The organism is Bacillus solitudinis (genome assembly GCF_002797395.1).
GTDB lineage: Bacteria > Bacillota > Bacilli > Bacillales > Bacillaceae_D > Halalkalibacter_A > Halalkalibacter_A solitudinis.
Window position 1 is genome coordinate 3330343 of the sequence record NZ_KZ454943.1, and the last position, 25851, is coordinate 3356193.

Sequence of the window (25851 nt, forward strand, 5' to 3'; positions counted from 1 at the left end):
ATTTTTAAAAAATAAAAAGAGGAAGACAGAAGGTAGTGAACCTTTTTGTCATCCTCTTCAAATTTTTCAAGAAGCAGCTTTCTGTATAGAAGGGGTCTTGTTTGTTTTTTTGCCACGTGCATCATGTGTGAGGAAACAATAGGCAAAGAATACCGTAACGAGCACATAGCCAAGCGTAAAGTCTGGTGCGGCATTAAATGCTAACGCTGGGGCATGCATGAACCCGGTAAAGGAAAGAAAAGAGGCTATTAAGGAAAAGGTGATGGCTTGCTTGAAGTTTCGGTCAATAATAGCCACCGTCATCGCTCCTAGTAAAATCGCCGTAAACATCGCACCTTGTCCTAATGGAACAATTCCTTCAGAAATTCCAGCAACTGTTTCTCCCGCAGCATTATTAAATCGAGTCATCACGTAATTCGCCAAATAGGGGAGCATTGCAATTGCAACGGCAGGGTAATACTTTTTATCAGTTGAATTAAAGGGTGCAGCAACCATCGACATCCCTACAAAGACCAAAATAGGGGCAATGGCAGCTAGTGGAATAATCGCAGAAAACGCAGCAATAATTCCTGTCATTGCCGCAATTCCAAAGACAATAGCGTTTAATATGCTATATCCTCGGCCTGCACCCATTTGTTTTGAACCGACTGTAGCAATGTAGACAGTGGTTGGAAATAAGCCACCGAACATCGCACCAATCATTGTACCAACACCATCAACCGCTTGGCATTCGCGTACATCATAGCTATCGCCTTCTGCTGACATGGCGTCGACATTGTTCATGGTTTCAATTGCATTGTATAAAGTAATCGGAATAAGGACGGCAAGCAAACCAACTAACGTACCGAATAAATAAGACATACCTTCAAATGGAGCGAGAGTTGGTAAAATCGGATAAAAGCCAACATTTGCTAATCCTTCAGAAATAGCAGAGTGCGATTGATAGCCGAGTGTAAATGCTAAAACAGTTCCAATGAGAACAGCAAATAATGAAGCTGGAATGTTGAATGGCATGGTGATTTTACCAACGACTCCAACTAATATAACCGCAAGGGAAACCAGTCCTACTACAGGGAGTGAAAATGTGTTAAAAAGCATTTCTCCAGCAATGAAGGTAATTGCTACCCCAGCTAGAGCACCTAGCATTGCTGCACGCGGTAAATGACTACGAACCCAGTTGCCTGTTAAACTAACAAGAGTTTCGACTAACCCACTTAAAAAGGCAGCCCCAACTGCAATTTTCCATGCAAGCTCTGGATCGCCAGTTAATGCGTTAGCAGGGGCTAAAATCCCAAATAAAAATACAAACATTACAGGTGTGCTTATCCCGTATGAGAGAGCCGTTACATCTGTTCTTCCTTCTTTCACAGCTAAGCGCTTTGCCATATATGCGTAGTATAAATTTCCAACCATTACAGCAACGGCTGCACCAGGTATTACCTTTCCAAATACAATACTAGCTGGAAATCCCATCCCGAGCATTGAAACGGCAATGACAACAAAGTTCGCTAAGTTATTTTGAAATAATGCAAAAAATGCATCCGTGTCTTCTCTTTTATAAAGCGGATAATGAATGGTAGACATTAAAGTTCCTCTTCTCTTTATAAATTAATTGATACAAAATCGTCAACGAACGTAACATTTCCGTTCTCTAAGGATTTCACACGTGCTAATGACTCAACCCTAATGCCACATTTCTCTAAACGCTTACGACCGTCTTGAAATGATTTCTCGATCACAATTCCAAGTCCGCTAACATGAGCATTCGCTTGATGGACAATGTCAATTAATCCTAAGGCAGCTTGTCCGTTCGCAAGAAAATCATCAATTATTAAAACCTGATCTCCCGCTTTCAGAAAATCCTTGGAAACGGTAATTTCATTCGTTTCTTGTTTCGTGAATGAATACACCTGACTACTGTAGACATTATCAGTCATTGTTAAAGATTTCTTTTTACGGGCAAAGATAAGTGGCACATCGAGTTCTGTTGCTGCCATAAAGCTTGGTGCAATGCCTGAAGATTCTATCGTAAGCACCTTTGTAATTCCAGCACTTTTAAATAATCGAGCAAATTCCTTACCAACGTCTCCCATAAGCTTCGTATCAATCTGATGGTTTAAAAATGTGTCGACCTTTAACACGTTTTCTGAAAGTACATTTCCTTTTTCGCGAATCGCCTGTTTTAGAAGATCCATTCTTCTCCTCCTCTGATGTTTGTAAAATGTAAAAAAACCAAATGTCAAGATCCGATAACAAGCGACCTTGACATTCGGTTTCAATACTTTAAAAAAGTAATCCTGCATGCCAGTATCACTCGTAGTCAAACTATTTAAGGTAGTTTGGTAGAGACTTGCGGACCGTATTTCCGCGATTATACGAGAAACGTTTAGTTGTATGCTTAGATTATAGTTGATTCGACATAAATTGAGAACCCTTTTTGTGCAAAAAGCGAACGAAATATAAATGTTCAAAATATTCATTCGTATTTTGCTCAATAAAGTTTGTTAAATTAGCAAACGTAAGCTGAACCGACAATAATGAGTAGGATGAATAGAACAACCAGCAATGTAAAGCCACTTTTATATCCGCCCATATTAATCAACTCCTTTCAGTGAAGTCTCTATATTGTATGTAAGAGTCTAAAAAGAGGAATTCATAATGCAATAATGTTGAAAAGTGGGCTTGGTTTTTATCTGGAGTTTTAGCACATACAAACAGGGTATACTATGAACAAGGAAGCATAGTGTTTTAATTAAACAACGTCATGCACAACACTATGATTATTTTATCTGAAAATATAGGTTGGATTGTAACAAAGACAAGCAGCCATGACCTAAATTGGGTGAGATAAAGTGGGTATTCTCGCTTTATTTAGGTTATTTTTTCTAATCAAATTTAAGAGGTGATGAAGCTGTGTTTAAAAAACTATTTGGACTTGACAAAGATAAAAAGGCAGAAAGCGTACAACCAGAACAAGAAATTGTTTTATCTCCTTTAAGTGGAAGACTCGTTGCGATTGAGGAAGTACCAGATCCGACGTTTTCTCAAAAAATGATGGGTGATGGCTTTGCTGTTGAACCATCTAATGGTCACGTTGTTTCGCCAGTATCAGGTGAAATAGTTCAAGTATTTCCAACGAAACATGCTATCGGTATAAAAACGGTTGGAGGACTTGAATTACTTATTCATATCGGTCTCGAGACTGTTAATATGAAGGGAGAAGGGTTTACAGCACATATAAAACAAGGAGACCAAGTAAAAACAGGTGATCCTTTAGTGGATTTTGACTTAGAGCTTGTAAAGGAAAAAGCCGTAAGCACAATCACACCAGTTATTATTACCAATTTTGATGATGTGGATAGTTTTGAAAAGGAAAAAGCAAGGGAAGTAATTGCAGGGGAGACACCTCTTCTCATACTTAAATTAAAGCAGTAAGATATATACTAAGGCCACTGAAAAAAGGTGAAAACTGGCTTTTTTTAGCGGCCTTTAAAACCCACCTTTTGCAGTGGCTTCCAATTTAACTGATTATCGAAAGAGGTGAACAGATGAAAGGAATTATTAGCTTAGGAGAAGCGCTTATTGATTTCATTCCATTGGATAAAGACAACATCACATATCAGAAAAGTCCTGGAGGTGCCCCGGCTAATGTAGCTGTTGCGGTGGCGAAACTGGGTGCTCGTTCAACTTTTATAGGAAAAGTAGGGAATGATGTTCTCGGAGAATTTATGCGTGACACTTTAAAAGGACACGGAGTGAATGTGGATTCCATGCTTCTCACGGAGGAAGCTCGGACTGGTGTTGTCTTTGTTACGTTAGACGAAACAGGCGAGCGTCATTTTAGTTTTTACATAAACCCAAGCGCGGATCGTTTTCTCTCCGCGGAAAATATTGAGAAAGAATTGTTTAAATCTCATAATGTATTTCACTTCGGTACCATATCAATGATTAGTGAGCCAAGTAAATCAGCAACCTTAGAAGCCATTCGTTTAGCGAAAAAGAATGGATTGATAGTGTCATTTGATCCGAATTTAAGATTAGGATTATGGGAGTCAGAGTCACAAGCAAAAGATACGATTATATCGATGCTCAAAGAGACAGACCTTGCGAAAATATCTGATGAAGAGATGACATTTTTAACAGGAGAAACGTTAGTTGAAAAGGCTTTAAAGAAACTAGAGTCTTATGAAATTCCAGTGTTACTTATTACATTTGGGGCAAAAGGAAGCTATATTTGTCTACACGGTAAGATTACTCATGTCCCTGCGATAGATGTAGAAACTGTTGATACGACAGGGGCAGGTGATGCTTATGTTTCTGGTCTTTTATATCAGCTAAGTGAGGATGGACGGAAACCAATCGATATTTCTTTAGACGATTGGAAAAAAATCGTAGGTTTCGCTTCTGTGTCAGGAGCATTAGCGGCTTCGACGCGCGGAGCAATGAACGCTTTACCTACGTTAGATGAGGTACAAGAAAAAGTGTAAAAAAGAATAAAGCGGGTCACTATAGGATCGCTTAGAGGGCACTGAAAAGGTGAAATTTATTACCTCATTCAGTGCCCTTGTATTTTCCCATCTCATTTATAGAATCGCTGACTAATAGAATAATTATAGAGAAGCTTTTTTTCTCAGTTAATAATTATAGCTCGGAAACACGTATGGATTATCAGGCTCACCAACAACTTCAAATTCACGAAGGTGAATGAGTGGAATATGAAATTCATTAAATTTGGTCCGATCAATCGTTCCTCGTACCCGAACCCACATGTCATTTTCAAATTGAGCTGCATCTTCTGTTTCAATCATTGTTCCATAAACCGAAGCATCTGCTACACAACAGGTCATTCCGAAGCGTGCTATGACTAACTGATTCTCTTCAAATTCTGGTTCGCGGTAAACGAAGCCAAGAATCTCGATTGGCTTCCCGACAAACTCTTGGAGGTGAATATCGAGTACTGTCATAATATCTAGGTAATTTTCCTCTGTAACAACAATCGTTTCTTCTTGTAGTAATTCCGCCGCAAGATCCTTGTAAAATGTGTTAAATCCTTCTTCTGTATAGAAATCTTCAACAGTGAAATTATCTTCATCTGATGTCGTTGTTTTGTCTAATTCATCTAGATAAGCTTCTGGGTTTTCCAAGTAGGCTTCGGCTCTAGAGGTGTCACTCGCCTGTGGGTCTTCTGCAACCGCAGTAGGTTTGGTCAATATCCCCGAACCATATTGAATTCCTCGATTAGCGGCAACTTGGCTATCTAGTGCTCGGTCAGGTAATACAAAGCCAAGAACAATCGGTGCAACGAAAATAGAATAAACCAGGAGTTTCTTTAGTATTGATCCTTCCATGCTATGGTCTGTCCCGCAGTCACAAAGCTCTTCTTCATCCTGACCTTTTGATGTACTTCTAATAATTTGAATAACACCTAGAAATAGAAATACAACTGTTGCAAAGTAGATAAATGGCATCATTGTTGGAGCAATATAGTAACGAATATTTCCAGTAATAATAAATGCGAGCATTAACAAAGCAAAACCGAACAGGATAATTCCGCGAATATACGCATGAAATCCCAGATCCACCTTAGTGTTCATCTAATCTCTCCTTTAAAGGTTGTATTCAAGAGGGTAATTACGAAGCTTGTGCTGGGCTTCGATTATTGCAAACAGTTTGTTCAAAAGAATTTCTTTTTGAACAGAGACACTTAGAGAATAAATAGTTGCAAGAGCATGATAGACAAGAAAACGCTTGTTGTTACTACAGTGATAAATATAAGAACAAATCGAGTTTTAAAAAAAGCGAGAAGCATAATTGTATTTTTTAAATCGAGCATTGGGCCATAGACTAAAAATGCGATTAGAGCCCCAGTAGAAAAGGTATTCCCAAATGATGCAGCGACAAAAGCGTCAGCCTCAGAACAAAGGGAGAGCAAAAAGGCAAAAGCCATCATAACAGACGTAGAGGACCACTCATTACTACCGATTGAGAGCAGTACACTTCGGTCTAAAAATGTTTGAAATAAAGAAGCAATAAATGCACCTAGAATTAAATACTTTCCCATTAAGAAAAATTCATCTGAAGCGTGGTATAACGTTTGTTTCAAGCGGTTCATTTTACGTGGTCCTGTTTCAGTAAGGACCATTTGCTTTCCAATCATTTCATTCTTTGTCCATTTTAATTGATCTGAATTTTTGAAAATTATATATAAAATCGCTCCAATTAAAATAGCCAGTACGAAGGCTAGACCCATTCGAGCATAAAGAACGGTTAATTCAGTTCGAAATGCAAAGTAAGTAGAAGCTGCGACGACCGGATTTAAAATAGGCGCAGCAACTAAGAAGACAACACCGACATGAAGAGGCATGCCCTTTTTTATTAGCCTTCGAACAATGGGAACAATCGCACACTCACAAATCGGAAAAATAGCACCGAGTACTGCCGCTGGTACTAAAGCCAAATACGCATTAGTTGGCAAGTAGCGGTGAAGCATGTCCTCCTTCACAAATACCTGAATCAGTGCTGAAACGAACACCCCTAATAGAATAAAAGGAATGGCTTCTAGAACAATCCCTAGAAAAATAGTATTTACATTTAACCACGTTTCAGGTATAGCTAATCCAGCTTCTTGATTTTTAAAAGAATCGATTGTGAAAAACAATCCTAAAAACATAAGTAAAAGGATAAATCCGAGAAAATCTTTGCCTAAGGAATTTAAATATGAATTTACCTTCATAACACCTTCATTCTCCTAACTATGAAATTTAAATACTATTAATCTCTTTAGTCATTTTATCATATTTCCCCTTTAATAATGCCTGTTTGCGATATTCGTTATATGAATGAAATATGTGGTAAAAAACAGGTCGAAAAACCTACTAGTAAGAAGTCCCTTTTCCTGTTACACTAGCGTAGTTGCATATTTTGAAGGAAGGTGGTTTGACATGCTTCAAGCATTAATTATTTTTGTTGCTCAGTTACTCTATGTCCCAGTGTTGACGCTTCGAACGATTATGATGGTAAAGGGAATGAAAGAGAAAGCAGGGGCAATGGGGATATTAGAAGGGATTATTTATGTTGGGGCACTTGGGCTTGTATTCAGTGACTTATCAAATTATTTAAACATGGCTGCCTATGCTGTGGGCTTTGGTGTAGGTTTATATATAGGAACAATCATTGAACAAAAATTAGCAATCGGTTTTGTTACATTAGAAGTTAATATTTTGCAAAGGAATGAAGACTTAACACAACGTCTTCGAGAGGTAGGTTTTAGTGTATCAACCGCTGAGGTTCAAGGAATGAATTCAACACGTTATCGTCTTGACTGCACTGCGAGACGAGATAGGGAACAAGAGTTTATTAATATTGTCAGTAGCTATGAACCAAGTGCATTTATCGTTTCCTTTGAACCGAGAAACTTTAAAGGTGGCTATATTACAAAAGCAATGAAAAAACGTAAAGAAAAATATTCACGTAAAAAGGTGAATGCATAATGAAATAGAGGAACAAGGAGTAAATTAAGAAGGTTGTGTCATAAGGGCGGTTTTAGCCTTATGACACAACCTTTTTTTTGTTGGAAATCTTCACTTAAAAATTACAAATTAACATACCATTAATAGCTATCTAAACCACTTAATTAAAAAAATTGGGATTCTAGACCAAGGAGAGCATATTTCGTCTGATTTTCTTTTGTCACGTTTCCCCCCTCCTTATATCAAAGAGATAATATCTAAATATAATCTTAAGTGAATTTTATCCATTTTACAAACTTTTTGTAAAAAACAAATCGTAATTATTCTTAATTGTCGCAACGAAGAAGCTATGATATCTTTTAGGAAAGGAAGGGGCAAAGATAATGGAGAAACGAATCCCAACATACCTATTTTCAGGTTTCTTAGGAAGTGGTAAGACTACCGTTTTAAAGCAGGTACTAGCTAATTTAAAAGAACAAGGGAAAAAGTCAGTCATCGTTTTTAATGAGTTAGGAGAGGAAAATGTAGAGAAATCGCTTTTTCAGGATGACACAATGCTTGAACTACTGAATGGGTGTATTTGTTGTACGATTCAAGAGGATATGAGGGTGGAATTACGTTTCTTTTTAGAAGATAACCCTAATGTTGACGTTGTGTTAATTGAAGGGACAGGCATCGCAAATCCTACAGAGGTGATTGATGTTTTAACACATCCAGAATTGTTTGATAAAGTTGAAATTATGTCAGTGATTAGTGTAATTGATACAAGTCATTATTTAGAGTATCAAAGCCTTTTTGCAAGTTCAAAGGAGATTAGGAACATGCTGAAGCAGCAAATCACTTCAAGCTCCCTCCTTTTGTTAAATAAAATAGACCTGATTGATGAGCAGAAACTTAACAAAGTGAAAAAGAAAGTGGATGCATTAAAGCAGGAGCAAACACCGATGATTGAGACGGTGTTTGGAGAAACAAGCTTTGACCAATTACTTAAGAAACGCATCAACATGGAGTATGTCGATGTTAGTGAAGAAAAATCTCACCACCACCATCATCATCCGTTTCAAGCTATAAAAGTAACAGGCTTTCATGCTATTAATCAACGACAATTTGAAGCATGGCTTCAGCAACAAGGGGACAGGCTATTACGAGCAAAAGGATTCATTCAACTAGAAGGGTCAAATCAACTTTTCTCCTTTCAATACGCTTCGAAACGCCTAGAGGTGACGCCAGTAGATAAAGGGGAGCATTGCGTGATACTAATCGGTACAGAACTTCAGGAAGAGAGGTTAAAGGCAGGGTTTTTAAAGGAGTTTTCTTCATTCAGGGCGAAATGAGCAACGTTTACGTGGAACAAAAAAAGGGAAAGACAAGCAATATGCTTTTGTCTTTCCCTTTTTAGAGGTATATACCAAAGGTTTATACTTCAGCCGTTACCTTTTCTTTCAATTTTGCACCGTGTGTTAGTTGTTCAAGATAATTCCCTTTAATGACACCATGTTCGGTAATAATGCCCGTAATGAATTCATGAGGTGTCACATCAAATGCTGGATTAAACACTTTTGTTCCTTCGGGCGCTATGGCTTTTCCTGAAAGATGAGTAATTTCTTCAGCAGCTCTTTCCTCGATTGGAATATCATCTCCTGATTTTGTATCAGTATCAATCGTTGAGTATGGCGCAGCAACATAGAAAGGGACATCATGCGCTTTAGCAAGTAATGCTAAACCGTATGTGCCAATTTTATTTGCTGAGTCTCCGTTTGCTGCAATACGATCTGCGCCAACTATAACAGCTGCGATGTGTTTTGTTTTTAAGACGTGTGCAGCCATATTGTCAGTAATTAACGTGACATCCGTACCGATTTGCTGTAATTCCCAAGCGGTTAGACGGGATCCTTGGAGCACGGGGCGTGTCTCACAAGCAAACGCATTTAGCGTTGTCCCTTTTTCATTGGCAATATAAAAAGGAGCCAATGCTGTACCGTAGCGAGCCGTTGCAATTCCACCCGCGTTACATATTGTCAAAAGGGTATCTCCATCTTCAAATAATTCATAACCAAACTCACCGATTTTTCTACATGTTTCTTCATCTTCTGCTTGAATATCTAGCGCTTCTTGTAATGCAAATGTTTTTGCTTCGACGACAGATTTTGCCGTATTAACTTTACGAACCATGCGGTCAATGGCCCAAAATAAATTAACGGCTGTAGGACGGCTGCTAGCTAAATAGTCTCGTTGTTTATGGAACTCATCAAGAAACAACTCAAGTGTATTCGACTGTTTGGCACGTGCCCAAAGAACAAGACCATATGCCGCGACAATCCCAATAGCAGGAGCTCCGCGAACTTTTAAATACGTAATCGCATCCCATACTTGTTCAATCGTTGTTAGTTTTTCAAAGAGTGTTTCATGTGGTAACTTTTGTTGATCAAGAATGACAACATGGTCATCCTTCCATTCGATTGGAGATAAACTCATGATAAAACCTCCTTCACGGCTTTGACTAAATCACCGGTTGTTTTCATATTTTTACGTTGCAGAATAAGGATCCGTCCTAATTTAATTGCTGTTTGCTGAGCGATTAAACGAGTTGTAGTAGATTGTATGCTGTCAATGTCTGCAACATGTGCAAGGCCAATGATACGACGAATCATTTTACACCCAGCAAAGCCAAGTGCATCTTCCCAAATCCCTGCTAACACATCATCTACGTAACCAGGAAGCGATGTAAACACCTCCACTGAATGGTTCTCCCATAAAGCTTTAAATTCACTTTCGAAAGTTCCCCAAATATCATGAATAACAGAAAATAAGTATTCCTCATAGCTTGTTCGTTTCGTGTTATCTTCAATGTGTCCAATTTGAGCGACATTATTTAGTAAAATGTTAGCGATAAATGCCCCGATATCGAAGCCGAACGGACCATAGAATGCAAATTCAGGGTCGATAACTTTCGTTTCTGTTTTTGTCACAAAGATACTACCAGTATGCAAGTCTCCATGAATCAATGCTTCTGATTTTGTTAGGAAAGCATGCTTTAACTTGGCAACTTCTCGCTTTAATTCAACGTCGGTCCAAAGTTTCTCAACCGTAGGACGAAGGTTCTCTGAAAAATTATTTGTCTCATGGTCAAAATATGGATCTGTAAATACTAAATCCTCTGTTATTTTGCAAAGCTCAGGATTTGAATAATTGATAGCGAGCCTTTTAGCATCTTGTTGATTATAACCAAAAGTCGAAGTGAAGAAGAGGGTGTGAGCCATGTATGTACCAATGTCAGCTGCAAGATTTGGATACACTTGGCCTTCAATTAATCCTTTTCGCAATATGACAAAACTTGATAAGTCTTCCATAACTGTTATCGCCATACGACGATCAATGTGAAATACCTTAGGGACAAGAGTTGGTACAAACTCCGCGGCTAACTTAAGAGCTTCTGCTTCAATACGTGCACGGTCAAGTGTTAAAGGCCAGCTCTCGCCAACAACTTTTGCATAAGGTAGGGCTTGTTTAATAATATAGGATACTCCGTCTTTTGGGTTTTGAACATGAAAGACGTAATTTAAGTTACCATCACCGATTTCCTTTGTCTGAAGTATAGCATATTCATCAAATAAACCGAGTGTCTTTAAATAAGCTTCTGCTGTTTCAAGAGTTAGTTCTTTATATTCAGTTAATGTTGAACTCATTATTGTTAAACCTCCCAAGAAAATATAAGAAACCTCTTTCGCAGCAGGAAAGAGGTGGAGTGGTTAAGCTTCGCCACTCTTATCTGCCAGACTAACGTCTGTTGGAAGTAGCACCGTGCCATTACGAGAAAACAAATAGTTTAAGTGATTTAAGGTCGGTTGCTGGGCGTCATGGGGCCAAATCCCTCAGCCTACTCTTGATAAGAGACATATTTTGTTGATCTGGACTCGAAAAAAACTATATAGGAAGAATGCTCTTCCGTCAACTATTATTTGCTGAAAATGTCTGGTTGTGTCGTTTTATTAAATTATTCATTTGATTATTTGATTCGTGTTCTTCTTCCTTTATAATAAGTACTACGGTGTTTAACCGTAGAGACGGGACTGGCATGAGAGGGAACAAGAATTTAAGTAAGAAACTCTTTCAAGGTTGGTGAAAGGAAGAGGCCTTAGAAGCCTGACAACCAGGTTTTATCTTGCCCCTTCTCCCTTGCAACGAGACGTTCCTTATGTTGCCAACTACAACGGTGGTACCCAAAGAGAGATACATAATATTAAAACAGCAAATGCGTTAAGCTAAAGGAGGCTAAAGGTAATGAGTCATGTTACCGCTACATATTTACTTCAAGATCCAAAAGGCCAACTCGAGAAAAAAGCCGAGGGCATTGCCATTGGTTTAACTGTTGGCTCATGGACGAACCTACCAGAACTTGAAAAAGAACAACTACAAGCACATAAAGGGTCTGTAGTGTCTGTGAAAGAGGTTCCAGCAGACGAGGCCTTTCTAAAAGCAAACCCAACAGGGAAAAGTGGACTTGTTTCCATATCCTATCCAAGCGAAAATTTCAGTGCGGATTTACCAGCTATTCTAACGACGACGTTTGGAAAACTTTCATTAGATGGTGATATTAAGTTAATTGATTTAGACTTTTCGGAGGAATTAAAAAGACAGTTTCCAGGCCCACGGCATGGCATAGAAGGTATTAGAGAATTAACAGGCGTGTATGACCGTCCGTTGCTGATGAGTATCTTTAAAGCTGCAATCGGTCGACCGCTTGACTCACTACATGAACAAATGCTCGTGCAAGCTCTTGGTGGCGTTGATTTTGTAAAGGATGATGAAATCCTCTTTGAAAACAACCTGACCCCACTAGAGCAACGTGTACCAATCGGTCTTGCGGCGATAGCTGAAGCGGCAATGGAAACTGGGCATCAGCCATTATATGCGGTAAATATAACAGGGAAAACGTTTGAATTAAAAGACCGTGCTAAGCAAGCAATTGAACTCGGAGCGCCTGCGCTGTTGTTTAACGTGTTTGCCTATGGACTTGATGTCTTGCAAGCGTTACGTGACGATAAAGAAATTGATGTACCAATACTGGCACACCCTGCGGTTGCTGGTGCGCTCACAATGTCACCAAAGCATGGCTTCTCAAATCAATTATTACTAGGTAAATTGTTGCGAATGGCAGGAGCAGACCTTGTTCTCTTCCCTTCTCCTTATGGAAGTGTTGCTATGGATAAGAGCGAAACTTTAGCAATTACAGAGGAGCTTCGCAAAGAAGATGCACAGTTTAAACCTGTCTTACCAGTCCCGTCAGCAGGTATTCATCCAGGAATGACAGAGCTTCTTATTCGCGATTTTGGCATAGACTCTGTCATTAATGCAGGTGGGGGCATCCATGGTCACCCTGAAGGAGCAGCAAAAGGGGGGGAAGCCTTCCGAGATGCGATTGATGGTGTTGTAGCAGGTCGGACGTTAGAAGAAACAGCAAAGGAAAGTCCTTCTCTTCAAATCGCCCTTGATACGTGGGGGTATGTAAAGGCATGACCAAACAACCAGTTATTTTCTGTGATTTTGACGGAACAATTACAAAGACAGATAATATTATCGCTTTAATGAAGCGTTTTGCTCCACCTGAATGGGATCCAATTAAAGATGATATCCTTGCCCAAAAGGTGAGTATTCAACAAGGAGTGGGTGACCTCTTTAAATTGCTATCTACTGATTTAAAAGACGAACTCGTTGAATATTTATTGAATTATTCAGAAATTCGCGATGGATTTGGTGAAATGCTAGATTTTGCGAAAGAGCAGAACATTCCTTTTTATGTAGTGAGTGGGGGCATTGACTTTTTTGTTGAGCCATTACTACATCCTTTTAAACTAGATCCTGAACATATTTACTGTAATGGTAGTGATTTTCATGGTCCCAAGATTAAAATTACGTGGCCGAATTCATGTGACGATCAGTGTGACAATGAGTGCGGTTGTTGTAAAACAACTGTAATGAGACGCTTTCCAGCGTCAGAATATACGCGAATTGTCATTGGTGATTCCATTACAGATTTACAAGCTTCTAAACTGGCAGATTTGGTTTATGCACGAGACTTTTTGATTCAAAAATGCGCAGAGCTCTCGATCGCCTATACGGAATTTGAAAGCTTTCATGATGTAATAAACGATTTAAAGGAACGAGGTATTAAAGGATGAGAGAGGAACGCTGGAATGAGCTTGCTGATATAAAGGATGAACTTGCTGCTAGAGATTGGTTTCCGGGAACAAGTGGGAATTTATCGATGAAGGTCAGTGAAGATCCGATTACATTTTTAGTGACAGCTAGTGGAAAAGATAAAACTAAACGAACTGCGAATGATTTTTTGCTTGTTGATCTTGAAGGGAAGCCGGTTGAGACCACAATTCTTAAGCCATCAGCGGAGACACTTCTTCATACCGAAGTCTATCAGCGGACTGATGCTGGTTGCAGTTTGCATGTTCATACACTTGACAACAATCTTATTTCGGATTTATATGGAGATAAGGGATCGGTTATTTTCCGAAATCAAGAGTTAATTAAAGCGTTCAACATTTGGGAAGAAGATGGAGAAATTGTCCTTCCAATCGTCCCGAATTACGCTGATATTCCGACTCTTGCGAAGGCTGTGGGTGAAGTCATTACTCCTGACATTAAAGGGGTTTTAATTCGAAATCATGGCATTACAGTTTGGGGCAGAAATGGATTTGAGGCGAAAAAACATTTAGAAGCTTTCGAATTCCTATGCTCATTTCATTTGCGACAATTAACATTAAAATCAATTTAAGGAGGAGTTATACATGGCAGAGCTACGTTTTCGTGATAATAACGAGAGACTAGTAGGAGAAGATATGATTACATACTTAAATGAACAGGGTGTAATCTATGAAAAATGGGGTACTGATAAACTTCCAAGTCACCTCGTTGAAAATTTTAATTTAACAGATGAGAATAAAGAGGAGATTTTATCTGTGTATGCGGATGAAATTAAAGATATTTCTGAACGTCGTAGCTATCAAACAGCAGATGTCATCTCACTATCGCCAAGCACACCAAATCTCGATGATTTATTGAAAAACTTCGTACAAGAGCATCACCACACAGATGATGAAGTACGCTTTATTGTAAGTGGACATGGCATTTTTGCAATTGAGGGTAAGGATGGCCGCTACTTTGATGTTGAGCTTGAGCCTGGAGATTTGATTTCTGTTCCAGAATACTATCGTCACTATTTTACGTTAATGGAGGATCGCCAAGTGGTGGCAATTCGTATTTTTATCACGAAAGAGGGCTGGGTACCAGTATACGAAAAGGAAGAATAGAATGTTAAGAAATGTAGGGGTGTCATTAAAGGGTTTGTACCTTTTAAGACCCCCTTTTTTTAAAAAGATAAGAAAATCAAGTGATGACTCATTGGGGTTTCGAAGGATTATGAAAGCTTGTTTATAGAACTGTGTGTTCACTACAAGAAGAACACTTGTAGTGAACTTAAAAGCTACAGTGTGGATCCGCTCCTTGTTTATAAGAAAAACTGCTGGCGCAGCTTTTTTTATTTCTTTCCTTTAAATTTTAATGCTGTTGTGAAACGTTGGAATTTATTGTTAGCGAACATTTCTGACTTCCAAAAGTTAGACCGCTTAAAGGATTTCGAACAGTGAATAAAACACTCTTCAATTGTTACAACAACGCCGAGTGAAGGGATTTTTCCTTTTTGAGTCATTGGTTTTAAAAGCTCTTGGTCGGATGTAATCACAGCCTTCCCATTAATTCGTAACGTATCCTCTACACCAGGAATAAAAAAAATCAACCCGATACCGGGGTTATGGATGAGATTCACCATAGAGTCCACTCGTCGGTTTCCCGTTCGTTCTGGAAGAATAATATGAGTTTCGTCATAAATATGAACAAATCCAGGAGAGTCGCCTCGTGGAGATGCATCAAAATTCCCTTTATCGTCACTAGTAGCGATAACGACAAATTGTGAAAGGGATAAGAAATGGATAAATTCCTCATCGAGAAAATCTCTTACCTTTTGAGAAAGGAAAGGGTTTTTCTGCCCAACTATGTCTCTTAGTTCTTCTTCTGTTTGAATTTGGTTGTTTATAAAGGAAGTCAATTGAACCACCTCCACTCTATCTAGTTATATATAATAGTTTATCAAGAAAGTAAAAAGGTTGATAGGCTTAAGCATGAGGATTTTATAAATTGTGTGTCAGATTTGTTAAACGTTTCTAAAAGGGTTAACTGGGTATAATAAAATGAAGGAAGGGAGAGAAAGAAATGAGAGTATTAGTTGTAGGTGCCAATGGTCAAGTAGCAAGACTCACGGTGAGGGAATTAGCTGAACGTGGACATGAGCCAGTTGCAATGGTTCGTAATGAAAATCAAGGAGAAGGATTGAAGAGATTAGGAGCGAAGAAGATAGTTATTGCCGATTTAGAAGCAGACATAACTCATGCATTTAAAGATGTAGATGCAGTTATTTTTGCAGCGGGTTCAGGTGGAAAAACTGGAGCGGATAAAACGATTCTTGTTGATCTGTGGGGAGCGATGAAAACAGTTGATACCGCAATGAATAAGGGGATTAAACGGTTTGTGATGCTTAGCTCGATGGGAACTGTTGATCCAGATAAAAGTGACAGAATTCGTCATTACTTAGTCGCAAAGAAAGTGGCAGATGATTATTTAAAGAACTCAAGTCTTTCTTATACAATTGTCAGACCTGGTAGCTTAACAACGGATGAAGCAAAAGGGTTAATAAAGCTTGAAGAAGAAATTCAAGTCAGAGACAATACGATTACAAGAGAAGATGTTGCCAAAGTATTAGCGGGCGTCTTGGATCGGAAAAACACGTATCAAAAAACCTTTGAGATTCTCAATGGATCAATGCCTATTGACGAAGCATTAGATTCAGTTTAAAAATTAGTTCACATACACATAACGGGAGCCTCAGAGGAGTACTAACCCTCTGAGGCCTTTTTGGACGTTTCAATGTCACTAATATAGAGTCGGTACTGGTTTTTGCCAGCATGTTTGGCGTGGTACATTGCTTTATCAGAATGACTCAATAAGGTATCTGCATCACTGCCATCTTTTAATGCGATACTAAGACCGATACTACCGGTAAGAGAGTAATACTTGTCGTTAATTGTAATTGGTACAGTTAGATTGTTTAGTAGCTTTTCAACAATGGTTACGATTTGTCGTGCATCCTCAGCAGGTATAGAAATCGCAAACTCATCGCCTCCCATTCGACAAGCGCTCGCCTCTTTTGGCACAGAGAGTTGAATTTGATTTGCAATATGCTGAAGAACTCGATCTCCAGCTGAATGACCTTACGTATCATTAATGTATTTGAATTTATCTAAATCAACTAAAATGACCGGACAATTGAATGGTTTATCTTTGTCTTCATTAATAATTCATTGATTTTGTCATAAAAATAAGTACGAGTACCTAAACCGGTTAAAGGGTCATGATAGGCAGTAAAAGATGCTAGATTAAAAGAAATTTATCATTAGCCAAAGCAGCAGCTGAAATTGGAATTAGTTAATAACTTTTCAACCGATAAGTGTTTGTTGATATAAAAGGTAACTAATGGTTATTCCCTGAATTTTAGATTTGCTCTCGATTTGAAAATTCATAGTAGATAGAAGTAGGTGATGCTGAGTAATGGAAGGATATTTCTTTGCTTTGTTCCATCTTAGAATCAAACAGTAAAAGAATTAACTCATCCATTAAAATACTTAAATGTTGGACTTTCTTTAGTGTTATTGACTTATTGTTTGCTGTCACATTCATCGATATATGCATAGTTACGCCTAATAATTGGGCAAATTTCTGTTTGTTAGTAAGAAGGGCATAGAATAAATCATCTAATATTTTTATATCCAGTTTGGATGTCACCTCAATTTTTCCTTGATTTAAATATTTGTTAGAGAAGTCCTTTCTTAGTTCATTAACATTCTCATATAATTTATAAACTAAATGTAAATGTTCTTTATAAGAGGTTTGTAGTCTTTCTACTATGGAAGAGATTTGAATAAATTTTTTAAGTTCAATTAATCTTTGTGATTGATATCTTGAGTGTAATAACAAATAAGTACAAAGAAAAATAAAACACCCAAAAATTTCAAAGGATAAGTTCCGAAAATTTTAAAATAAGTTGAGTGTAAATTTTGGTAGATTAATTACACATCATTGAAAGCGCTATCAAATATTTAGGGGTAAGACATTACGTACCTATATAGACCGATTATTTAAATCCTGTAAATCGATTATATAGGAACGATCATGAGGTGGTGCGATAGTAGAGTATATAAGATGAAATAATTTACTATTTTAAATTATTAATAATAAATGGGGTGAAAAAGTATGAACAAGAATCTTAGAAGCCTAGGTGCTCCTTTTATGGTGTTGGTAATTGGCCTAATGACTGTATGTAGCAATACAAACCAATCTTCTGAACAGACTTTAGGTGAATGTTCGTGGGCTTGCCTATGTCATTAGTGGTGGATATCCATTTGTTTTACAAAATGAAACATTTATATCAATTGGTGGAGGAAGCTTTCAGGAATACCGATACCAATTTATCTTATGATTTTGGTGTATGCTGTCATGATTGCCATTCTTTAATATACAATGTTTGATCGCCATATTGCAATTGGTGGTAATGAGGAAGCCGCAAGACTAACAGGGAACAAGGTTGAAAGGTCTTTAATTAATGTTTATTCGATTAGTGGTTTACTTGCTGGTTTAGGCGGTACAAGTTTAACAGGCGGAAAAGGAAAAAATACAAGGAACAATTATCGGGGTTTTAATTATGGGAGTGAGTAGTAATGGGCTAACTCTAATGGATGTGAGCTATTATTGGCAGTTAGTTGTAAAAGGCGGAGTGATTGTAGTAGCTGCCTTAATTGTTTGATTAAGAGGAAAAAGCCTAGCATGATAGTAAAAGCTTTTAAAAAAGGGGTGTGGGTAAATGAAGAAAATAATTAGTATGTTACTAATTTCTTTCATAATGATTTGTATACCATTAACTAGTATTGCTGAAAATCCTGGTTATTATCAAGAGCCATATCGAAATCAATTTCATTTTTCTCCTGAAGCAAACTGGATGAATGATCCGAATGGGATGGTTTATTACGAAGGAGAATATCATTTGTTTTATCAGTATCACCCATATGGAACAACATGGGGACCGATGCATTGGGGACATGCTGTAAGTGAAGATCTTGTTCATTGGGAGCATTTACCGATTGCATTATCTCCTGATGAAAATGGGCAAATTTTTTCAGGTAGTGCTGTGGTTGATTGGAATAATACAGCGGGCTTTGGGAAAGAAGCAATGGTTGCGATCTTCACTCATGCAGGGGAAAAAGGTCAAGTCCAAAGTATTGCTTATAGCATAGATAAAGGAAGAAATTGGGAGATGTATAAAGGTAACCCGGTCATGCCAAATCCCCCTATTCCTGATTGGCGTGATCCAAAAGTTTTTTGGCATGATGATACAAATAAGTGGGTGATGTCTTTAGCAGCAAAGGATAAAATTATGTTTTACACATCTTCAAATTTAAAAGAATGGGAGTATGCAAGTGAATTTGGTCAAGATGGTGGGATCCAAGCAAATAGTCTTGATCAAACTTCGTATGCGATATCCTCAGAAGCAGGAGGTTCATTTAGCTATGAAGGTGATATAACACTAAACGAAAAGAATGGTCGAGAGGGTGCCGGCGGTCTAGTTTTTCGTGCAGATAAAAGTGCAAATAATGGCTATGTGGCGAACTTAGATGCAAAGAATAATGTGATTACTTTAAGTAAACTTGTTAACGGAAAAGAGGAGGAATTGGCGAGAAAAACTTATACTCTTGATACGTTTTCACCCTATCATGTCAAAGTAGTAACGAAAGATGAAGAGATTCAACTATTTGTGAATGAACAAGCAGTTATCAAAGAAGCAGATCATGAATTTAATTACGGATATTTTGGTTTATCTGCATGGAATTCAACTGCTACATTTCGGAATGTAGAGTTTGAAAATTCATCTAACTTTGCAACTAATCTATCAAAATGGACAGTTATAAATGGAATATGGGAAGATACGTTGGATGGAAAAAGTGGAACCGCTAAGGAAGATGCGTTTACCATGAGTGGACAGTCAGGGGATAACTTTTTATATGAAGCTACTATTGATCTATCAAAGAGTGAAAATGGAGTAGGTTCACTTGTTTTCCGGGCAGATGCTAATACAAAAAATGGTTACTTTGCAACTCTTGATTCTTTGAACAATACATTAAACATTATGAAAATAGAAAATGGAAACGTTTCCAAACTAGCAGAAAAAACAGTATCACTAAAAACAGATAAGAATTATCATGTGAAAGTTAGTACTTACGATCAGAATATTAAGATTTATTTAGATGGTAAGCTTATCCATAATGTAAATGATTCAACGTTCTCGAAAGGGCAATTTGGGTTACATGTTTCAAATTCTTCTGTTCTTTTTCAAGATGTCCAATTAGGAAAAAATATCATGACTGATGAGAAAAACATCATCAACCATGATTTTGAGTCAGGTGATTTAACTGGATGGACTCCTATCCAAGGGAATGCTTTTACAAAAGATCATCTGACAGATGCGACATCTTTCTGGGGTGGTTCATTCGATCATCAAGGAACCTATCATTTATGGGGATTTTCTGATCTTCACAAAGGAGATGATGCAATAGGTGAATTGCGTTCTTCCTATTTTAAATTAGGCGGCTCAGGAGAGATCAATTTATTAATTGGAGGCGGTAATGATATTAATAACCGCTATGTGTCATTAGTAAGAGCTTCTGATGATCAAGAGTTAATTCGTCAAGCTAATACAAAATTTGAAGATGAAAAGTACAAAAAATACGTATGGGATGCTTCTGAGTTTATTGGAGAAGTCTTATATATTAAAGCTGTTGACAATGCGACAGGTGGCTGGGGCCATATTAACATTGATGATGTTCAAGTTTATAATGAGGGATCAATACCAAATGAAGTTGACCAAGTTGTAAAGAAACCTGCAAAAAGAGAAATGAAACAGAGTGGGATCATTACAGATTGGACTGGTGTTTCTGGAGAGTGGATACCTTCTACAAATGGTAGTAATGGTGGAATTTGGGAATGTCCAACGTTAATAGAATTACCTATCGATGGTGACCCAACAAAAACAAAATGGGTCCTACAAGTTAGTATTAATGACGGTGCTCCAGCAGGTGGGTCTGGTATGCAATATTTTGTAGGTAGCTTTGATGGTAAAACGTTTAAAAATGACAATCCTGCGGATAAAGTATTATGGGCTGATTATGGAGCTGATTATTATGCTGCAGTTGATTGGAGCGGGAGTGAAGGAGAAAACGGTGAAAAATATTGGCTTGGATGGATGAGCAATTGGCAATATGCAAATCATACACCCACTTCAACGTGGAGAAGCTCTACGACATTACCGAGAAAGATGGAGCTCACTCAAACAGAGGATGGGTTACGTTTAAAACAAACTCCAGTCTCTTTAAATAGTATTCGTGATAGAAAAGGGAAAGTTTCATTTACGAATAAAGTGATATCAAGTGATCGTAATCTTTTATCAAACCTGTCAGAAGATACATTTGAAATGATCGCTGAATTTGATATAAAGGATATAGATGCAACTGAATTCGGGTTCAAGGTTCGTAAAGGAGCTAAGGAATATACAACAATTGGTTATGATGTTAGCACAAAGCAGCTTTTCGTTGACCGAACAAATTCCGGAAGCTTTGATTATGGAAGCAATGTAGTAGGCAAACATGAGGGACCACTAACAGACTCTAATGGCACTGTAAAAATGCATATTTTTGTAGACCGATCCGCTGTTGAGGTATTCGGAAATAATGGTGAAACAGTGATTACAGATCAAATCTTCCCAGATCCATTAAGTAAAGAATTAGAGCTTTATAGTAAGGATGGAAAGGTTACATTAAAATCTCTTGAAATATATCCTTTAAAGACTATATGGAAGAAAAATAGTCCGTTTAAATCAAAATTGTCAGGCTGGACGACGATTAATGGCAATTGGACAGATACAATAAATGGAAAGCAGGGACAAAGTGATGGTGATGCTTTCATTTTAGCTAAGGAGTCTGGTAAAGACTTTACGTATGAAGCGGATATTAAGGTACTTGATACTGATTCACATCCAAATGACTCTGAAAAAGATACAATTGGAAACTTAGTTGGTGCAGGTGCTTTGGTTTTTCGCTCAGATTCAACCGCGAAAAACTCGTATGTTCTGAATCTTGATGTAAGAAATAATGTCGTGAAACTCATTAAGTTTGTTAATGGTATTGGATATGAGCTGGTAGTTTATAATGATGATGGACGGCTAAATTTAATGACAAATAAAGAGTATCATCTAAAAGTTGTTACGGAAGATAGTCACATTAAAGTTTATTTAGACAACAAGCTCATTATTAATAAGAAAGACGATACGTTTAATGAAGGGTATTTTGGATTAAATGTTTGGAGTTCAACAGTTGTATTTAATAAAGTGAAGGTAAAATGAAGAAAGGGATTAAGGAATCAGATAGATAAAGATTAATTTTAAAAAGATTCTATATCATTTTCATTGTAGTTTTCTATTTATCTTGGGAGCGGCTACTATAGTCGCTCTTTTTAAATGATTCTTTTATATATTTCCTTTCTTTTCGTGCATTTGATTAAATGAACAATACACTGGTTAGATTAATTGATCCAAAACTATATGGTATGATGAAAAAGCCTATAATCGATTAAAAAGAATTACAATTGCCTTGAATAGGTTAAAGAAAGTTCTTGTTTTTATTACATAATTTAAGAAGGTTTTTATTTTCTGGGAGGCTATATGCTTTTTTCATTAAGGAATCGACTATTTATTATTTTTACTTTATTATTAACGATCCCTTTTCTTATTCTATCCATTATCATTCCAAGTTGGTTTACTTCAATTATGGAGGAAGAAACGAAGAATTCAACAGTGGAAATGATGGACCAGTATTCTATCTATATTGATTCAATCACTTCACAAGCAGAGGACCTAGGGAAACAGGTTCTTGTTAATCATACGACTCAACAATGGATGAAGTCCGAAACAGAGGATTCCAATGTAACAAGTGCTCAGCGATTATTAATGAAAAATCAGGTGATGAGACAGTTATCTTCCATAATGATTAACAATTCTAAATCTATGTCCATATCTGTTTTTCTTAATGATGGTACCGGGGTATGGGGGGATCTTCCAACATTACAGAATACAGAGTGGTTCAAAAATTTTATTGAAAATGACCAGCGGTGGGTAAAAACCCATAATGACGTTATTGCAGAAAATGTAAATAGTTATCTTATTCCGCTATTTGATTTGTATACGCTTGATTTAACAGGAGTAATTAAAGTTAATATTCCATCTGCATTGCTTGAAACAGCATTGAGTAAAATCAAACTTGGTGAAAAGGGTCGTGTTTATTTAGTAGATAGTAGAGGAGCGAAAGTATTATCCGGAAAAATCACGACTCCGAATTATGTATTGAATAAAAGTTTAAAAGAAATATCAAATGGTCAACAAAATAAAGGTCTAATCGAAACCGATCATAAAGGTGAAGAATACCTTGTATTTTTTCAAAAATTAAAAATTGGTAATTGGGTTCTGGTTAGTGAGATTACAAAGTCTGAATTGTTCTTAAAAATTAATACATTACAAAAGAACTTGTTGATAACAAGTGCTCTAATTTTTATTTTAACGATAATTGCATCTTATATTCTCTCCTCTACTATTGTAAGACCTTTAGGAAAGCTTACAAAAGCAATGAAATTTATTGAACATGGAGATTTTTCTGGAGCAAAAAGTTTTATGCAAGCAATTAAATCTTATAACGATGAAGTAGGCTATGCTATAAAAGTATTTGATCATACAATCGACAAACTAAATTTCTTAATTCAAACAGAATACGAAGCGAATATTCGTAGAAAAGATGCGGAATACAAAGCTTTATTATTACAGATTAATCCTCATTTTTTTAACAATACTCTTGAAATTATTGGGGGATTAGCGGCTCAGGGTAAAAACAAAGAGGTTATGAATGTAAGCATTCATTTAGGCCGAATGATGAGGTATTCTTTAAATACTCAAAGTGATGTCGTGAGATTAGGTGAGGAAATCGCTTATATACGAGATTTTACTGATATATTAAAGGTTCGATATGAAGATGCGATTACTGTAGAAATTGAAGAAGATCCAGAAACAAAATTTGTGCCAATTATTAAATTTATTATACAGCCTATTGTTGAAAACGCAGTAAAATATAGTTTTATAAATAAACAGTTTGCCCAATTAAAAATAAAAACGGAAAACTGTGGAGATGAAATATTTATTATCGTTGAAGATCATGGAATAGGGATGACTGAAGAGGCCGTTACAGACTTACTGGATACAGAATTAAATAATGAATCAAGCAATGTGTTAAAAAGCAAAGGTAGCAGTATTGGTCTTAAAAATGTATTAGGCCGTTTGAAGTTATACTATGGTGAAAACTTCTCTTATAACATTCAATCTGAAAAGGATAAGGGTACAAAAATTACTCTTTGTATAAAAAGAAACTCCCATCAGTAAGGTGGATTTTTCTTCCTCATATGGTTAGAGAGATTATCAGGCTTTATTCGAGAAGGTATATTTTATCACTTTCCATAAACCATTTAAGTTTAAAAAGGATATTTCAACAAGCGATCAAGTTATTGGGGGAATATACATGTTGAAAGTAATCATTGCTGATGATGAAATACAAATTCGAAAAGGGTTACGAATGAAAGTAGAGTGGGAAGAGGAAGGTTTTCAAATTGTTGAAGAAGCTTCGAATGGACAAGAATCACTAGACTTGTTAAAAAAGATGAAGATAGATGTTGTCATTACAGATGTAAGGATGCCAATTATGGATGGTATTGAATTTGTGAAACAATGTCATCATGAACATCCGAATGTTAAAGTAATCGTCTTATCAGGTTATTCCGATTTTGAGTATGTAAGATCATCGATGATAGAAGGTGTGAAAGATTACCTTTTAAAACCAGTCGCTCCCGATGAATTAGTAGAAGCTTTGGGACGAATTAGAACGGAAATAGAGAAAGAAAAGAAAAGACAACTCGAATCTGATCAAATGAAAAGGTTTGTTCACAACCAGGTGGAAGAAATGCGGGAACAATATTTGCTCCATTTGGTTAAGGAAGAGTGGTCAGAACTCACAGTTACAATTGAGAGGCTTCAGCAATTGCAGTTAAATGATTTTGCGAATGAAGACGTACATTTTCAGTTTGTAACGGTGGAAGTAAGAGGAACAGAACGGGAATCTAATATAAAGGAACTGTGGCTTCCTTTTAGAATGCTGTGCAAGGAAATAGCTAAAGAACACGATGGAACTTATTCTTTCTATGATGCAAGTTATGCAAATATGATTCACTTTATCCATAGAGTAGATTCCAACCAGTTAAATTCTAAATCTCCATTAATTAGAAAAATTCAACGACATGTAAAGGAATTCATGAACATAGAAACAGTGATAGGTATTGGAAAGGTTGTTACTGGTCTGACAGAATGTAAGAATGGTTATATATCAGCATTGCTTTCTTGGAGTCAAAGCCAATTAGGCTCACAATCACAGGTGATAGAGGAGACAACGAATAAGGAAGTATTTGAGTTTACAGCTGATGTTGAAAAGAAATTAATTAACACGATTGAAACTGAAAATCATGAGGACTTTAAGAAAACTATTTATTCAATTTTGGGAGAAATGAATAACCAATCGATTATGTCCTTTTCGTTTGTTGCCAATCGAGTGCTATTTATGTTAGGTTCTTTAGCAAAAAAGTATGATATTGATACGATTGAAATAAATAATAAGATATGGAACTGCCAACAGAGGATATGGGAGCTTAACTCTCAAAACAGGGTCATAGAACAGCTCATTCATTTGGCGCACTCTATCATTGAAAAGGTACATGAAGACCGTAGCTCCTCAAATGGGGTAGCAATCGCAGAAAATGTTCGTCGGTATTTAGATCAGCATTATGCAAATGAAATTTCACTTACTAATTTGGCAGATAAGTTCCATATTAATAGTACGTATCTGTCTGAAATTTTCAAACACAACATTGGGAAAAACTTTAGTGATTATCTGATCAGTTTACGAATGGCTCATGCTCAAGCATTTTTAAAAGATAAACAACTTAAAATAATTGACGTAGCTCACTTAGTGGGTTTTTCAAATTCAGGTTATTTTAGTACTGTTTTTAAAAAACACTTTGGTCAAACACCAGTTGAGTTCCGTAAATCGCAAAATTTGAATGGATAAAT

22 protein-coding genes, 2 pseudogenes and 2 riboswitches are annotated in these 25851 nt (G+C 37.0%); of the genes and pseudogenes, 14 read left to right on the plus strand and 10 right to left on the minus strand.

Annotation, left to right across the window (positions count from 1 at the left end; all coding sequences use genetic code 11):
• Positions 1–66: 66 nt before the first annotated feature.
• The 3 genes from CEF19_RS16340 to CEF19_RS16350 form a co-directional block, all read right to left on the minus strand.
• Positions 67–1584, minus strand: coding sequence for a permease family protein (locus CEF19_RS16340; RefSeq protein ID WP_227522013.1), 1518 nt, complete (start codon positions 1582–1584; stop codon positions 67–69).
• A gap of 17 nt (positions 1585–1601) precedes the next feature.
• On the minus strand, positions 1602–2195 hold the full coding sequence (locus CEF19_RS16345) for a xanthine phosphoribosyltransferase (protein ID WP_100407034.1): 594 nt from the start codon (positions 2193–2195) through the stop codon (positions 1602–1604).
• 102 nt (positions 2196–2297) lie between these two features.
• Positions 2298–2399, minus strand: a riboswitch (purine riboswitch).
• A 110-nt stretch (positions 2400–2509) separates the two neighbouring features.
• Positions 2510–2593 carry a YjcZ family sporulation protein gene (locus tag CEF19_RS16350; RefSeq protein ID WP_100407035.1) on the minus strand — a complete coding sequence of 28 codons (84 nt, stop codon included), beginning with the start codon at positions 2591–2593 and terminating at the stop codon, positions 2510–2512.
• Between the two features lie 320 nt (positions 2594–2913).
• Here CEF19_RS16350 and CEF19_RS16355 point away from each other — a divergent pair, with 320 nt between their 5' ends.
• Positions 2914–3435, plus strand: a complete 522-nt coding sequence (locus CEF19_RS16355; protein WP_100407036.1) for a PTS sugar transporter subunit IIA — start codon at positions 2914–2916, stop codon at positions 3433–3435.
• Positions 3436–3548: 113 nt separating this feature from the next.
• A complete protein-coding gene (locus CEF19_RS16360; RefSeq protein ID WP_100407037.1) occupies positions 3549–4487 on the plus strand; it encodes an aminoimidazole riboside kinase in 939 nt (312 codons plus the stop codon).
• 147 nt (positions 4488–4634) lie between these two features.
• Here the strand turns inward: CEF19_RS16360 and CEF19_RS16365 are convergent, their stop codons facing one another.
• Both CEF19_RS16365 and CEF19_RS16370 read right to left on the minus strand, forming a co-directional pair.
• Positions 4635–5594, minus strand: a complete 960-nt coding sequence (locus tag CEF19_RS16365) for a TIGR03943 family putative permease subunit (RefSeq protein ID WP_100407038.1) — start codon at positions 5592–5594, stop codon at positions 4635–4637.
• Positions 5595–5704: 110 nt separating this feature from the next.
• A complete protein-coding gene (locus tag CEF19_RS16370; RefSeq protein ID WP_100407039.1) occupies positions 5705–6733 on the minus strand; it encodes a permease in 1029 nt (342 codons plus the stop codon).
• A 208-nt stretch (positions 6734–6941) separates the two neighbouring features.
• Between CEF19_RS16370 and CEF19_RS16375 the strand changes: the two genes are divergently transcribed.
• Both CEF19_RS16375 and CEF19_RS16380 read left to right on the plus strand, forming a co-directional pair.
• Positions 6942–7490: a DUF2179 domain-containing protein gene (locus CEF19_RS16375; RefSeq protein ID WP_100407040.1), complete on the plus strand. Its 549-nt coding sequence runs from the start codon at positions 6942–6944 to the stop codon at positions 7488–7490.
• A 362-nt stretch (positions 7491–7852) separates the two neighbouring features.
• The gene (locus tag CEF19_RS16380) at positions 7853–8803 is read left to right on the plus strand and encodes a CobW family GTP-binding protein (protein ID WP_100407041.1); all 951 of its coding nucleotides are present in this window, start codon (positions 7853–7855) and stop codon (positions 8801–8803) included.
• Between the two features lie 82 nt (positions 8804–8885).
• Here the strand turns inward: CEF19_RS16380 and mtnA are convergent, their stop codons facing one another.
• Together mtnA and mtnK are read right to left on the minus strand one after the other, a co-directional pair.
• On the minus strand, positions 8886–9944 hold the full coding sequence (gene mtnA, locus CEF19_RS16385) for an S-methyl-5-thioribose-1-phosphate isomerase (protein WP_100407042.1): 1059 nt from the start codon (positions 9942–9944) through the stop codon (positions 8886–8888).
• Positions 9941–11155 (minus strand): S-methyl-5-thioribose kinase, encoded by a 1215-nt coding sequence (gene mtnK, locus CEF19_RS16390; RefSeq protein WP_100407043.1) that lies wholly within the window; start codon positions 11153–11155, stop codon positions 9941–9943. The genes mtnA and mtnK overlap by 4 nt, the downstream gene beginning before the upstream one ends.
• Positions 11156–11231: 76 nt before the next feature.
• Positions 11232–11362: riboswitch (SAM riboswitch) on the minus strand.
• A 388-nt stretch (positions 11363–11750) separates the two neighbouring features.
• Between mtnK and CEF19_RS16395 the strand changes: the two genes are divergently transcribed.
• The 4 genes from CEF19_RS16395 to CEF19_RS16410 are packed head-to-tail and all read left to right on the plus strand — an operon-like array spanning position 11751 to position 14791.
• Positions 11751–12986, plus strand: a complete 1236-nt coding sequence (locus CEF19_RS16395) for a 2,3-diketo-5-methylthiopentyl-1-phosphate enolase (RefSeq protein WP_100407044.1) — start codon at positions 11751–11753, stop codon at positions 12984–12986.
• A complete protein-coding gene (locus CEF19_RS16400; RefSeq protein WP_100407045.1) occupies positions 12983–13648 on the plus strand; it encodes a 2-hydroxy-3-keto-5-methylthiopentenyl-1-phosphate phosphatase in 666 nt (221 codons plus the stop codon). The genes CEF19_RS16395 and CEF19_RS16400 overlap by 4 nt, the downstream gene beginning before the upstream one ends.
• Positions 13645–14256, plus strand: a complete 612-nt coding sequence (locus CEF19_RS16405; RefSeq protein ID WP_100407046.1) for a methylthioribulose 1-phosphate dehydratase — start codon at positions 13645–13647, stop codon at positions 14254–14256. Before CEF19_RS16400 ends, CEF19_RS16405 begins: the two co-directional genes overlap by 4 nt.
• Before the next feature lie 13 nt (positions 14257–14269).
• Positions 14270–14791 (plus strand): 1,2-dihydroxy-3-keto-5-methylthiopentene dioxygenase, encoded by a 522-nt coding sequence (locus CEF19_RS16410; protein WP_100407047.1) that lies wholly within the window; start codon positions 14270–14272, stop codon positions 14789–14791.
• 227 nt (positions 14792–15018) lie between these two features.
• Here the strand turns inward: CEF19_RS16410 and CEF19_RS16415 are convergent, their stop codons facing one another.
• Entirely contained in the window at positions 15019–15585 is a 567-nt protein-coding gene (locus CEF19_RS16415; protein ID WP_157800984.1) for an MSMEG_1061 family FMN-dependent PPOX-type flavoprotein, read from the minus strand.
• Between the two features lie 164 nt (positions 15586–15749).
• Between CEF19_RS16415 and CEF19_RS16420 the strand changes: the two genes are divergently transcribed.
• Positions 15750–16388: an SDR family oxidoreductase gene (locus CEF19_RS16420; protein ID WP_100407049.1), complete on the plus strand. Its 639-nt coding sequence runs from the start codon at positions 15750–15752 to the stop codon at positions 16386–16388.
• Positions 16389–16429: 41 nt separating this feature from the next.
• On the opposite strand, the pseudogene CEF19_RS16425 reads toward CEF19_RS16420, so the two are convergent.
• A pseudogene (locus CEF19_RS16425) lies at positions 16430–16792 on the minus strand (diguanylate cyclase domain-containing protein); the annotation flags it as partial.
• Between the two features lie 292 nt (positions 16793–17084).
• Positions 17085–17375: a hypothetical protein gene (locus tag CEF19_RS23250; protein WP_157800985.1), complete on the minus strand. Its 291-nt coding sequence runs from the start codon at positions 17373–17375 to the stop codon at positions 17085–17087.
• Between the two features lie 735 nt (positions 17376–18110).
• Here CEF19_RS23250 and CEF19_RS24300 point away from each other — a divergent pair.
• The 5 genes and pseudogenes from CEF19_RS24300 to CEF19_RS16450 all read left to right on the plus strand — a co-directional run bounded on the left by CEF19_RS24300 (position 18111) and on the right by CEF19_RS16450 (position 25849).
• Positions 18111–18305: an ABC transporter permease subunit gene (locus CEF19_RS24300; protein WP_406565364.1), complete on the plus strand. Its 195-nt coding sequence runs from the start codon at positions 18111–18113 to the stop codon at positions 18303–18305.
• A gap of 184 nt (positions 18306–18489) precedes the next feature.
• A pseudogene (locus tag CEF19_RS24305) lies at positions 18490–19086 on the plus strand (glycoside hydrolase family 32 protein); the annotation flags it as partial.
• A 1449-nt stretch (positions 19087–20535) separates the two neighbouring features.
• A complete protein-coding gene (locus CEF19_RS24310; protein WP_406565393.1) occupies positions 20536–22038 on the plus strand; it encodes a glycoside hydrolase family 32 protein in 1503 nt (500 codons plus the stop codon).
• Between the two features lie 318 nt (positions 22039–22356).
• Positions 22357–24117, plus strand: a complete 1761-nt coding sequence (locus CEF19_RS16445) for a cache domain-containing sensor histidine kinase (protein WP_100407053.1) — start codon at positions 22357–22359, stop codon at positions 24115–24117.
• A 136-nt stretch (positions 24118–24253) separates the two neighbouring features.
• Positions 24254–25849, plus strand: a complete 1596-nt coding sequence (locus tag CEF19_RS16450) for a response regulator transcription factor (RefSeq protein ID WP_227522014.1) — start codon at positions 24254–24256, stop codon at positions 25847–25849.
• Positions 25850–25851: the final 2 nt, after the last annotated feature.